The sequence below is a fragment of the Dickeya zeae NCPPB 2538 genome, from assembly GCF_000406165.1.
GTDB classification, from domain to species: Bacteria; Pseudomonadota; Gammaproteobacteria; order Enterobacterales; family Enterobacteriaceae; genus Dickeya; species Dickeya zeae.
In genome coordinates this window covers 562,357-575,841 of sequence record NZ_CM001977.1, presented here as the reverse complement: position 1 = coordinate 575,841, position 13,485 = coordinate 562,357, and the positions used below count along the sequence as shown (strand labels likewise).

Below are 13,485 nucleotides of genomic sequence, written 5' to 3'. Positions count from 1 at the left end.
CTCCTATTTCCACCGCAGTGGAAACCGGAGGTCAGTGTTCCTTTAGGCTTAGCCACCAATCCCAAATTCCTAAGTGGAAATGTGGGAAAATATCAATACCCAAGGCAGACTTAATCATGTATAGCGTCAATAATGCAGCGAACGTACAGAACAAACAGGTAAACAGAATCAGTGCCGTCAACAGCATACAAACCAGCGTTGATTCTTTACGTGGACGCTTGCGGTGGTCCAGACCGAACAAAAAAACGAAGTAATAACGCCGGTGCAAAAAAGGGAAACTTTTGCGCACATCAAGCCAGTGCATGGACGATGCAGTAATCGACAACACGGCCTGTTCAACGGCCACTCGTTGCTCCGAAGTCAGTTCGGTGTCGGTTTTTCCATCGAGCGCTTCATAGAAGCGCTCAAGCACTAACGGGCGTTTATTAGATTCGTTCACTATTAACCTATTAATTTATTAATACGCTGAATTATTTTCGGTGCATCTATTTATTGACTGCGGTATAAACGGCCATCGTTTGTTGCGCAATCTTTTGCCAATTATACCGTTGTAAATATTCAGAGTAATCAACAGAGAACGATTTAGAGCGTTGTGCAATCTTTTCAGATAAATCTGCCACATCCCCTACATTGAAATAGGTGTCTGGTGTTAATTTCACCTCCAGATTAGCTGGAATATTACTGACCACCGCAGGCAATGAGAACGACATCGCTTCCAGCAATGCAATCGGTAACCCTTCATGATATGAAGGCATCACGAAGAGTTTAGCCTGTGAAAAGACAGTTTGTAGTTCATGGCCGGTTAAAAACCCGGTCAATATGACATTAGGGGTTTCACGAGCCAATTGTTTTAGCCGTTCACTATAGGCCGTGGGGTGATCCGCATCGCCAACTAAAACCAGCGGCATCGTAATACCCGATTGCCGGTAAGCCGCTATCAGGTCATGCAGGCCTTTTTCTTCCACGAAGCGTCCAACCGCGACCACATAATGCTGCGGCTGAAGTGAAAAGCGCGACAGCGTTTGATGAATCACCTCAGGCGTGAGTTGCTGCGAAAGGTTCACGCCGTTATAAATAAGGTGCGCATCGTGTCGGCCATATTTTCTCTTGATCAGCTCATTAATGACCTCAGAGATAACAATCACTTCATTGGCATATTTCACCGCCACCTTTTCACCCAGCAGCAGCACCTTTTTCGCCAGAAATCCCCATTTCTGGCGGTCATAATCCGGCCCGTGGTGTGTGAAGACCACTTTTTTACCCAATAAACGTAGCAGCGGTACTACCAGGCCAGGGCCAATGGCATGCACATGCACCACCGTAGAGTGATCAAAACAAGTGGTAAACGCCGCCAGTACCGAGTGAATAATGGCTTCTAATGCGCGTTTTTTAGGGGCTAATAATGCACGTGTTTTAATACCTCGATAATGTGATTGCTTATAATTAACATAGGGAGATCGCGCGAGTACGCAAATATCCACATCAAATTGCTGTTTTATAGTCGGGTATAAATTTTGACAATGTGTTTCCACACCGCCTAACACGTTGGGAATACCACGTGTACCCAGGACGGTAATCTTAGTTGTCATATTATTTTTTACTTATTATTTCCTGATAAAGTGCTAATAACGCTGCTGTGTGTTTATTTAATGAATATTTTTCGCTAAGGCGCTGACGGGCATTACGCCCCATGTCTTTCGCTTGCTGTGGATTTAACGCCAGATAATCCAATATTTCGGCTAACGCCTGAACATTACCCGGCTCAAATAAAATGCCATCGACCTTATCGCGAATCTGCTCGGGTATACCGCCAATGCGTCCACCGACGACCGGTTTGGCAAATGCCATCGACTCCAGTACCGACATGGAACAGTTTTCGTAATATTCAGAAGGCACCACCACCGCACGCGCCCGTTTGATCAGACGATTAAGCTCTTCCCCCTGCTGTTTATAGCCAAGGAATTCCGCATCCGGGAATTGCGCGACCAGCTCGTCATACAACGGGCCGTTACCGACAATTTTTAGCGGCATGTTATTTTTCATCTGCTGATGCGCCCGCGCGAGCGTTGCCACGCCTTTTTCCCGACTCAGCCGTCCAATAAACAGGAAATAGCCGTCGTCTTCATCAGCGTCCAGCGGTAAGTCATCATTAATACCGTTGACGATGACATCAATACGCGAGTGTGGCAGCTTGCGGAGCAACTGGCCGCGCAAAAACTCACTGGGTGAAATAATCGCATCCAGTTGCTGATAATGGCGGGCAATGGCCTGCCAGCCAGCTTCCAGTGAAAGCAGCAAACTCTTTGATGCCGACCCTTGCTGACAGCGATATTTAAATGCGTTAAATACCGAACCGGTGACGCAGGCATCACAGACGTTGCCATCGCGCAACATGGTGTACGACGGGCATATCATCTTATAGTCATGCGCCGTCAGCACGGTTTTGCAGCCGCACTCCCGTGCCACCGAGATCAACGATGGCGTGAGCTGGTGGTAGATATTATGAAAGTGAACAATATCCGGCTTTTCTTGATGTAATAACGCCCGCAATTTTTTGCAGGCTTGTGAATTATGAATAAAGTTAACGGCGGTCTTTATTGCCCCCACAACACCATTGCGCTGATGGTAATCAACATTATCAACAAAATAAGCGGCGTAATCTGACGGGAAGTTATTTTCATGCTGCATGGAGAAGGTTATCACCTCAACGCCTGCGGCTTTCAGCCTGTCATACTCCTGAAAATAAACCGTTTCCGCCCCGCCCTTGATATAGAAAAATTTATTGACTAATAAGACTTTCATTATCCCTGCCTATTCATGAATAACCGTACTGTCTGGCGGCGTCATCGGGTCGCGTAGCGGTCTGGTTAACCCTTTGACTAAACCGGCAGAAAATACCGCCAGATTCATCACACTGTGTAATCCCTGCAGTAACGAGCGGTTCTGTATCGTTTTTAATGCCACAAAGGCCAGTAATGGCAGCAGCATTACACCTATGACCGGCGCATTAAGCGTTAATACGCTCAGTAATAACGCGGCCAGATACATCGCAAAAATCGCCTCGTTTTTGACTATGCTGACCGCGTGGGGGAAATGTGCTGTCTTCCAGGCGCTGCGTAACAGCTCGCCCGGTGCCCAGAGGAAACCGTGCGTCCAACGATATCGCAGCATCGTTAATGTCGGCATGGTGTAAGAGGTGTGGCGGAAATAAGGCACATTGAGACGATGCAATTTATAGTTGGCAACGCGCAGCCGCATCCCTAATTCTGCTTCCTCATAACCATGCAAACCACGGTGAGTGAGATAACCTATTTTCTCAATTGCCGAGCGGCGATACAGGCCACCGCCCCCTAAATGACCACAGTCACCGAGCGGATATATTTTATGAATGCGCTGTTTACGCGAGGCAAACTCATAATTGGCGGCACCATCCATTTCTACCGTTCCGGCCACACCGGCGTAGTCTGGGTGTGCAGTTAAAAACGCGATGCCCTGCTCAATAAACCCCTCTTCCAGCTCCATATCGCCGTCCATCAGCAATAAGAACTCGCCTTCGCTGTGCAGATAACCAAGCTGATGCCCCACGCCACAACAACGTTCAGACGGCTCGGTCAGCGACACCACGGTGACATCTTTCGCGATGGCGAGTTGCTGGGTGTTATCGGTTGATAAGCTATCGGCCACAATGATCTTATGAGGGTAATCGGCGAGCTGGCGACGAATACTGTCTATCGTTTTCTCAATCCCTTGCGCCTCATTGAATGTTTTAATACTGACTGAAATAAAAGGTTGATCACGCATACGATTTCCCGGAATAACGACGGACAGAATGACGTATCACCAGGATTGAACCCAGTGACAAATAAAACAGAAATTGCAGCATTGGAATAATCATAAGAATCTGGCTGTAAGGAAGACTCAGCAGGCACCCCACCGCAAAAACATTAAATGCCGGGGAAAAACTCAGTAATTGCACATCCTGCCGGTCAAGGTCATTACGCGCCAGTACTGGCGTTGGCCGTGCCATGATTAAAATATAAACAACCAGCCCGATGAAAAATAATGTCCCTATTATCCCCACTTCCCACAGCAAGACGCTCAATGAGGTTGAGTCAATAATCAGGTTATAAATGATATTCAAAAAGCCAGGAGAAACGGCGCTGCCACTGTTGGTTGCATTTAACCCATAACCAAACAGTGTGCCGGAAGGCCCCCACATATCGTGATTCTTTAACCAGAAAAAGATTGTCGTCAGGCGACCAAGCTCACCGGACTCCATAATATAATCGGTATCAAAGATATACCCCAGAGAGTCCACAAATACGCTGGCAGCACTTTTCGTCGGGTCACTCCCAAACGCAGAAGAATACCCTGCGGCTAAAATAGTAATCGCGATGGTAATCAGTAATGCCATACCGACAGCAATCAGTAACAGCGCTTTCAGGTTAACGCTGTTCATCCCTTTAATGTAACTGGGCATCAGCCAGACATAAGCCAGTAATAATGGTGAAATCAGAATAACGAACTTTACCTCGCCCAGAATACACAGGGTGAACCCTAAAATAATGTGTAGTGCGGTGGATTTAAATGACGTCAGGCCGTGTTTAAACTCTGATATTTTTAGCAGCATAATCAGCATGCAGAATAACCCCATCGCGGCGGTATTGCCCCCGCCCATCGGATCGCCGCCAAACGTACCGACTACCGAGTCCCATTTTTCATCCTCTCCCCGCAAGGCGACTCGTTTTGGCAGAACAAATAACACCTGATAAACCACCACCGGGAATTGCGCGTAAAACACCCAGTACAAACCACAGGTCACGCGATAAATTTGCGACTCCCGGCAAAAACCCAGCAGCAGGCAAAACATGAGAAGCGATAGTGCAATCTCGTTTTTAAAGCCGACAATCGTGACCGTGACGCCCCCCTGTAATAGCGTCGATACCCCCGCCATGGCTAGAAAAGAGAGGTATAACGTCAGGACAATTAACTCCTGCGTGTCTAACCGCCGCATATCGTAACGGGTCTGCATAATGAGCAGCCCGACCATGATCAACACCAAAAAAAGGGCAACCAGAGCACCGCCAGCACACCGGTGAAATATTGCGTCAACCCACAGACGACTAATGTGATGACAACATAACCCTGTAAATAACGCCCGGTATTTAAGGTCATGATGCCATCATCGTTTTCTTCAACAAACCGGCGCGTTTATTCACCGTCAGATAAATAAACGCATAGCGTATCAGCGTCAGCACTGAGAATAGAATCAGTGAGGTGGCATAGTGCGGATAATAATAAGGCACCAGCACAAAGGCGATGAAGACAATCATTAACTGTTCAAGTTGAATACGCAAAAAGTAACGATGAGAACCAAATAGCAACTCAATCACCGTCAACGGGCATACCGCCAGCGATGGGAATAAATACGGCAGCATATAGCGAGACGTGGGAATAGAATCAATCCACTCCTCACTGAAGAACGTTGTCATCACCAATGGGTAAAAAATAAATACACCCAACGTACAAACGATGCCGGATACCAATAACATCAGGCGCACCTTTCTGAATTCATCATAGTTAAAGCGTTTATGCCTAAAATCAGCAGACCATGATGAAAAAATAGAATGGCGTACCGCATTACCGATGATCACCACCGGCGATAAACAAAACCGACTGACTACCGAGAAATAGCCCGCCGTTAATGAGGAAAACCAAAAGTTAATCAGCATGATGGGCAAATTACTGTTAACCATCGCCAGCACTTCCGCGCTCCCCACGCGGGTGAGGTGGTGAAAATGCTCAAGCAAGAACGCCAGATTACGCCGCGGGCTAAAATGCCTGAAGGTAATGGTATGGATGGCGAACGAGTGCACAATACAACCGCTGATAAGCACCAGCATGGCACAGGCCCAGGCCCAATAAAACGCGGCAGGGTGCGAGGTGAGCACAACCGACAGTACCACGACCGTTGACACCGAGAGCCGCTGAAAAGCCAGAAAACGATAATTCCCCGCCCGCAGCGATAAATTCTCGGCGATCAATACCAGCGCATAGGCCAGCGTGAGCAGATAAAGAAAGTACGCATTTTGCTGAAACAGCCACGCGGTCAACGCCGCGTAAGGCACAGCAACGATAAGACTTTGCAGCGTGCTGAATACCACGCTCTGCGCTAACGCGTCGTCTGGCTGTTTGGGGATCAAAAGCTGCGATGCAAAGGTACAGACCTGCGCCCCGACCAGCACGATGCTGTAATTGAGCGCATAGGCTCCCACCTCGGCCATATTGTATTTGTGCGAAATCAGCCAGATGGACAACGCGCCAATCACTTGGGACAGCACCGAGGAACCCGCAATGGTAGATACACTTTTCAGTAAATTCATATCCGTAGACTCATAGAGGACCGGTGTTGTTGATCAACGCATTCATGTGGTGATTCAGGGAACGTATGCCTTCTTTGGTTTCCAGGTTTTTATCCGCCACCCGATTCATCACCGCCCCCATCATCACCGTCTGATGGTGCCTCATGCTCTCAATCGCGCTGTACACCTCGTCAGTCCGCCACGTCCCAGCCTTTAACACAAACACCACCCCGTCGATCACCCGATTGATCAACTGAATATCCTGTGTTTGATTCACGGCGGCCACGTCAATAACAATCCGTTGATAGCGGCTTCTCAGTGCTTCCATCAGCGTTACCATCCGTTCCGACGACAACATCAGCAAAGACGATGTCTGTGCACGACCGCGTGGCAAAAATGCCAAATGCTGGCTGACAGACACCAGTGCATCATCGATATTGCATTGATCCTGAAGTAACTCCGCCATGCCTATAGCGGAAGGCGGCGCTAAATCCTGCGTGAGACCCTGGTCGTTAAAGAAATCGAGATCGATAAGCAGCGTCTTTTGATCAGCGCTAAAGGATAACGCCAGCAAATGCGCCAGCAGCGAGCGCCCTTCCCCCTGCTCGGTTGAGCTGATGGCAATGGCCTGACAGGAAGGATGCGATAACATAATGTGGGTTCGTATGCTGTGGATGCTCTCCACATACAGCGGCGACCCCGTTATCAGGCGGACAATCTGCTGCCTGGCCAACCCTTGGGTAAAATGACGAATTTCACCTACAGGCGTCACGTTCAGGCGCTTACTCATCTGGCTGAGAGTGTGGATTGAACTGTCCAGCGCCGTTCTGACAATGAAATACACCACCGAGAAAGCCAGGGTCAGCATGACCACCATTACCAGCAGCATCGCTTTGTTGGGTTTCGACGGGCGATCGGCCGGTACCGCCGGGTCATACAGCACGGCGTCCGGCTCGACATAGCTGCCAGCCAGCGTCTGCTCTTTTGTACGCTGATAGAGTGCTTTATAAAGCTCTTTGGTTTTCTCCAGCGTCGTTGTCAGGTTGTTGTACTCATCACGTTTAGACGCCAGTGTCTGGAACGCGGTTTTCTGTTGCTCCAGCAACTGCTGGTAGTATTTTTCATCCCTTAACGCTGCCTGATACTGCTTATTCAGCCCCGATTCCAACTCCAGCAATACGGTGCGGGTCTGTTCTTCAATGGCCTGCACCTGGGCTTCCGCCTCCAGAATTCGGGTATGCTTCGCCCCATAGCGTTTACGCAAATCATAGAGAGAACGTTTGGCCTGAATCAGCGCGATACGCAAATCCTGAATCTGGGCATGCGTAGAAATGTCAGGCAGCGAAATGATGTTTTCCAGTGGCTTGCCCGCGTTCAGTCGCACGCTGTTATAGTTGGTTTCTGCGGTGATGCGGCGCTGGGTGGCATCCGCCAGCTTGGTGGTGACAAGCCCTAATTGTTCCGTTTCAAAGCCATCCACACCACGGAACGTGAGTAACCCTTCCCGCTTGAGGAATTGATCGATAGCGGCCTGTTGCGCGACAACCTGCTGCCACACCTCCTCCATCTGTTTTTGGTTCAACGCACTGGCTTTCAGTGTCTTGAGGTGTTTCTGTTTCGCCGTATAGCTAATGAAGGCTTGCGCCACACCGTTCGCAATATCCGCCGCCAGCGCTGGCGACGCCGATTCGTATGAAATGGTGGCGAGATGCGTGGTACGCACACCATTAATCGTCAGGTGCTGCACCATCTCTTTCAATGCGCGATCAACACGTTGCTGCTCATCGTCATCGCTATGGTTATCGCCCCCGTTACTCGCCCCGCCGTGATTCGCCTCGCCGTTAAACGCAGGGTTGTGATGCAACTTCACGTCCCGCACCGCTTGTTCCAGCACAATGCGCGACTGCATCAACGCATACTGGGTTTCGTAATAACCGCTGCGGGTGGAGTCATAGCCGTCGACTTGCGGCAGCGGGGAAATGTTATCTTGCTGCGCTTTGATCAATACGGTCGCCGTCGACACATAGGTGGGCGTCAACATGCTAATCAGCGGGTACGCCACCACCCCGGCAAGCAGCCCGGCAAGGGCTATCTTCCAGCCGTTCTTTTTCAGCGCCTGGGCAAACCTGGAAAAATCGATGGTACTTTCCAGTTTTCTGCCATTTTCCACGATAGATAAACTCATGGTCAGAAAAAACTCATGCCGACAATCACGGTATCGCCCGGATGAACGGCGTGCCTGATATCAACATGCTCAATCAGTTGATGGCTCTTCGACAGACGAATAGCCAAGTCTTTACGGTCTGCGCGATCGGTAAAGCCTCCGGCCAGCGCCAGCGCTTTTTCCACGTTCAACCCCGGCTCGTAGGTATAGCCGTTCGGCTTCACCACTTCGCCAGTGATATAAAATTTGCGGAATTCCGCGACGCTGACCGTCACCATTGGATTTTGCAGATAATCACCGCGCAGACGTTTGGTTAGCTCATCACTCACCTGCCCCGGCGTTTTCCCTTTCAATACCAGTGGCCCAATATAGGGAAAGGTAATCGCACCGCTTTTATCCAGCATGAACTTCATCGTCATTTCAGGCTCGCCGTACACCAGAATGTTGACCGCATCGCCTTCATCTAACAGATAACCACTCTCCTCGTCGTCGGGTTGATTCTGCGGCGGTGGGCTGGACAGCGAACATCCGGCCAGCAGCATGCTCAGGCACAGAAAAATACCCAGTTTTATTATTCTCACGTTAGATCTGTACCTTCGTTGTTAACATAATCAGAGAGTTATCATGGCCCAACGTTCTGATAACCTGGCGATTACCGTCAGGGCCAATAAAGAAAGAATCGGTATTTTTATTGGAACGTAACGTATTGCGTTGATATTTGAGCTCAACGTTAATAGAGGGTCTGAAGCGATAGTTCATCGCGAAGGTAAGCACCCGGTTCCCGTCGTTGCGGTCATCCTGATAATGCTGATAGCGGTCTATCAGGTAGGAATAATCAAACGTGGTGGAGAAACGGTCGGTCAGCCAGTAATGCTGATAAGCGATACCGTATTCAGACTCCGTGATATAACCGCCCACCTCCGTCGGGTCTTTAACGCGCTGTGCGGTATGCACGGTAAAAACAGACTGTTTACGTGGCGTCCATTCAGCCTGAATATCCCAGTTCACACCGCGAAAATCACTGGCACTCGGGTTGTTATCAAAGGTTTTATATAACCAGGACAGGTTGGCATTGATTCGGGTTTTCCCGGTGATACGAGATGACACACCGTATTCCAGGTTATATTCGCTGGTGTCTTTTTTCGCATCAACCTCATAACGGCGCTGGCTATTAATAACTCGGTAGCTAAAGCGCGTCGTCGCAGAGTACTGATCTGACAATTCGGCGATCAGACGGTTTTCATGCCACTCTTGTCCACGAATATAGTTATAAAAATCGATATCTGTGTTTTTAATCTCGTCGGTATTGCCTAAGCGCAGTGTTTTAAACAGCACAGCGACATCCGCTTTACCTCGCCCCCCCGGCGTACCATAGCTGTAACGTAATTCACTGTTGAAAACCGTCGTGCTCAACGGTGAATTCACCCCAAAGTCGCTGAACAGTTGTGGTCGAAAACCTTCTGTAATGCCACGGCCTCGTTTTTCATGCCCCTGAGAATCCTCAAGGTTCAATGCGAGTCCGTGTTTATTGCCATAGCGCCAGGCACCATTAAAACGAAAGGTGTGGTCGGTATAATTATCCGCTGAGTCGGTGTCATAGCGACGATAATCACCGGAATACATCAAGACATAATTATCGTCATAACGGGCACCGATGGCTTTAATCGTGGGTCTGATACTCTGAAAATCTGCATTCAGGACGTCTTTCGTATCCGCCTGCGAGGTCACGTTATTCTCATGACCATAATCCAGACCAAGCTGGCTCTGAAAATCAATACCGGCTATACCGATATGCGATTTGGGTGTCAGCTCAGCCCAGGAGCAATGCGGTACTATCATCCCTGCGGCAATGATCAGATTAGTACGCATTTTCACCGATAAAACCTTTGAAAATGGTTCTAAAAATAATCTTGAGATCCAGCCAAAGAGACCAGCTTTGAATATAGGTAATATCGTAGTACACCCGCTTTTCCATTTTATCGAGTGTATCCACTTCGCCACGGTAACCATTCACCTGCGCTAACCCAGAGATACCCGGTTTTACCTTATGACGAATCATGTAATTTTCGACCAACTGCCGGTACTGTTCATTATGTACCACCGCGTGTGGACGGGGGCCGATAATTGACATAGTACCTTGTAATACATTGAAAAATTGGGGAAGTTCATCCAGCGAGGTACGGCGCAGGAAAGCACCAAACCGCGTCACACGAGGATCGTTCTTCGTCGCTTGTTTGACGACATCGCTATTTTCCATCACGTGCATCGAGCGGAATTTCCACACTTTGATTTTGTTGCCGCTCAAGCCGTAACGATCCTGCTTGAATAACACCGGCCCCGGCGAGGTCAACTTAATGCCGATAGCAATCAGTAACAGCAACGGGGAAATCATCAGCGTAATCACGCCGCCGATAACCAAATCCTCCAGTCGCTTAATCACCGAGCCGATACCATCAAAAGGCGACTTGAAAATACTGATGGTCTGAATGTTATTTATAGAGCGAAGCTGTGATACATACGAGCTGTAGGAATAAAGGTCGGGAATAATGTAAGTATCCACGGTAGTGTCAGACATCATGGACAGAAAATAGCGAATGCGTTTGAGTGCAATCATCGGCAAGGCAATATAAATCTCATCCACCCGGCCTGCTTTCGCCTCTTCCACCAGCGCACTCACATCGCCTTTATACTCACTTTTTATCAGGTACCCAAACCGGGCAGGGCTACGGTCGTCATAGAAGGCCAATTCTAACTGCATATTGGCATATTCTTTCCGTAATGCTTTTTCCGCAGCTAATCCGCCCGGTGTTAGCCCGATAATCGCCACCCGGATCCGTTTTTTAGCCGTATATTTCACCGTCATTAAACGCACAAGATAAAGTACCAATAATGACAAGATGTACCAGTATAAGGTTGCGGAAAAATAGATGTTATCGAGATGATGTAACAAGCCTAACGAATACAATGTACCCGCATATCCTCTGACAATCTCAACAAACATAATGGAGAATAATGCGCAGCCCCACAGCTTCTGCTGCCCGCGCAATTGCATGTTTTTAACCCGGTGGCGATATAAACCAGTATATTCACCTATGAGTAAGAAAGAGGTAGAAAATAGCAGGCTAATCATAATGACATCATCGAAGTCGCCCATTAAAAATAGTCTGGCGCTGACTATCAATGTTAAATTGATTGATAGGAAATCCATCAATTTAATAACAAACAAGTCATTTCCATAGGAAATTTTTATCTGATGACTAGACATTTTTTAATCCTAATCCATTAGATTTTATGACTGTTTCTTTTCCGAGCGCGCATAATATATCAGATAAATTTTTTTTAAAGAGTCAATTGGAAATATCTTAAAGAAATGGATAAAAAACCGTAAAAACAGCACATCTTGAGGGGATTATTCAGTTCAAAAAACGATTCACCACACCAGTTATTTTTTATGAAATCATTCAAATATCAAATCATTTTCAATTAAAATGATTTTTTATAAAATTATTAATAATAAATAAAAACACCGTCACTCAACGCACGCATTCCTTCGAATGAGGAATAGGCGTATTCCTCAATGCCTACTCAGATTGGTCATTTGCGTGAACGTCAAAAGTGAACGGAGAAACAGCCAGACTGATTCAAACAGGCTCAACGGATATTTGTCGCTGCAATAACGCTCCATTGTTGATAACGACTGCTTGCAGCGACAACACCCTGTTCCCACGCCGGGTCATAGGCTACCCGTTGTATTGACCGCATTCATGACTGAGTTGCGTCCAGCGGCGAGCCTGTTCACTCAGCGTGAAGCCCAGCCCATGACGATCCGATACCCACATGCGCCCGTCGCGCAACTCAAGCTGCTCGTTAAACAACGGGTTAAGCCATTCAAAGTGTTCCAGCCAGGGCTCCAACGGATAGGCCGCCGCCAGATGCAAATGCACCTCCATCGCAAAATGCGGTGCCAGTTTGCGCCCGTGTCTGGCGGCCAGGTCCATAATCTTCAGAAACGGAGAGATCCCCCCCACACGCGGCGCATCCGGCTGTACAACATCACTGGCATTGCCCAGGATTAACTGCTCATGTTCCCGGAAGCTGGTGAGCATTTCCCCGGTAGCAATCGGTGTATCGAGCGCTGTCGCCAACTGTGCGTGCCCTTCCACGTCGTAGGCATCCAACGGCTCTTCAATCCAGACCAGATTGAAAGCCTCCAGCTTACGCCCCATCCGGATCGCCGTTTCCCGATCCCACTGTTGGTTAGCATCCACCATTAACGGGAAATCTTCGCCCAGCGCTTCACGAACCGCGCTCACACGTCGAATATCCTCTGCGGTGTTGGGCTGCCCAACTTTCAGCTTGATGCCGCCAATGCCACTTTCCCGTGAGAGCGCCACATTCTTCAACACCTGCTCCAGCGGCGTATGCAAGAACCCCCCGGAAGTGTTGTAGCACTGAACTGAATCCCGATGTGCGCCCAGTAACTTGGCCAGCGGCAACCCGGCACGCTTGGCTTTCATGTCCCACAGCGCGATATCGATAGGTGAAATAGCCTGCACCGCCATGCCGCTTCGCCCCACCGACGCGCCAGCCCACAACAGTTTGTTGTAGATTTTATCGATATCATTCGGGTCTTCCCCGAGCAGATTATCGGCAATCTCCTTCGCATGAGCGTAAATGCCCTGCCCGCCAGCGCGCTTGGAGTAGCTGAAGCCGACTCCTTCAAAGCCGTCACGGGAGCGAATCTCCGCAATAATAATCGCTACTTCAGTCAGCGGTTTCTGACGCCCGGTCAGTACCTTGGCATCACTCACCGGTGTTGCCAGTGGCAAAAACGCCAGCGACAACTTAGCCCACACAATACGATCGCCGGTTTCCTGCGCGGTTTTGACACCGCTAACATGGGCATAGGAGACGGCATCGGAGTTCACGCTTAACGACATGATAGGAACCTCATCAGGT

10 protein-coding genes and 1 pseudogene are annotated in these 13,485 nt (G+C 48.8%); all 11 read right to left on the bottom strand.

The genetic code is table 11. The annotated features are described in order from the left end of the window. Positions 1–31: 31 nt before the first annotated feature. The 11 genes and pseudogenes from DZE2538_RS02630 to DZE2538_RS02580 all read right to left on the bottom strand — a co-directional run bounded on the left by DZE2538_RS02630 (position 32) and on the right by DZE2538_RS02580 (position 13,466). Positions 32–439: a hypothetical protein gene (locus tag DZE2538_RS02630; RefSeq protein WP_038915523.1), complete on the bottom strand. Its 408-nt coding sequence runs from the start codon at positions 437–439 to the stop codon at positions 32–34. A gap of 46 nt (positions 440–485) precedes the next feature. After that, complete coding sequence (locus DZE2538_RS02625; protein WP_038915522.1) at positions 486–1,589, bottom strand: glycosyltransferase family 4 protein; 1,104 nt, start codon at positions 1,587–1,589, stop codon at positions 486–488. Position 1,590: 1 nt separating this feature from the next. Beyond that, positions 1,591–2,802, bottom strand: coding sequence for a glycosyltransferase family 4 protein (locus DZE2538_RS02620; RefSeq protein WP_038915521.1), 1,212 nt, complete (start codon positions 2,800–2,802; stop codon positions 1,591–1,593). A gap of 9 nt (positions 2,803–2,811) precedes the next feature. Then, the gene (locus DZE2538_RS02615) at positions 2,812–3,801 is read right to left on the bottom strand and encodes a glycosyltransferase family 2 protein (protein ID WP_038915520.1); all 990 of its coding nucleotides are present in this window, start codon (positions 3,799–3,801) and stop codon (positions 2,812–2,814) included. Next, positions 3,794–5,175, bottom strand: a pseudogene (locus DZE2538_RS02610) (capsular biosynthesis protein). Before DZE2538_RS02610 ends, DZE2538_RS02615 begins: the two are co-directional and overlap by 8 nt. Further along, positions 5,172–6,383 (bottom strand): lipopolysaccharide biosynthesis protein, encoded by a 1,212-nt coding sequence (locus DZE2538_RS02605; protein WP_038915519.1) that lies wholly within the window; start codon positions 6,381–6,383, stop codon positions 5,172–5,174. The pseudogene DZE2538_RS02610 and the gene DZE2538_RS02605 overlap by 4 nt, the downstream one beginning before the upstream one ends. Before the next feature lie 10 nt (positions 6,384–6,393). Beyond that, on the bottom strand, positions 6,394–8,547 hold the full coding sequence (locus DZE2538_RS02600) for a GumC family protein (RefSeq protein WP_038915518.1): 2,154 nt from the start codon (positions 8,545–8,547) through the stop codon (positions 6,394–6,396). A gap of 2 nt (positions 8,548–8,549) precedes the next feature. After that, positions 8,550–9,107: a polysaccharide biosynthesis/export family protein gene (locus DZE2538_RS02595; RefSeq protein WP_023638855.1), complete on the bottom strand. Its 558-nt coding sequence runs from the start codon at positions 9,105–9,107 to the stop codon at positions 8,550–8,552. A 1-nt stretch (position 9,108) separates the two neighbouring features. Beyond that, the gene (locus DZE2538_RS02590; protein ID WP_038915517.1) at positions 9,109–10,395 is read right to left on the bottom strand and encodes a capsular biosynthesis protein; all 1,287 of its coding nucleotides are present in this window, start codon (positions 10,393–10,395) and stop codon (positions 9,109–9,111) included. Then, complete coding sequence (locus tag DZE2538_RS02585; RefSeq protein ID WP_019843737.1) at positions 10,385–11,791, bottom strand: undecaprenyl-phosphate glucose phosphotransferase; 1,407 nt, start codon at positions 11,789–11,791, stop codon at positions 10,385–10,387. The genes DZE2538_RS02590 and DZE2538_RS02585 overlap by 11 nt, the downstream gene beginning before the upstream one ends. Before the next feature lie 475 nt (positions 11,792–12,266). After that, positions 12,267–13,466, bottom strand: a complete 1,200-nt coding sequence (locus DZE2538_RS02580) for an L-talarate/galactarate dehydratase (protein ID WP_038915516.1) — start codon at positions 13,464–13,466, stop codon at positions 12,267–12,269. Positions 13,467–13,485 lie beyond the last annotated feature (19 nt).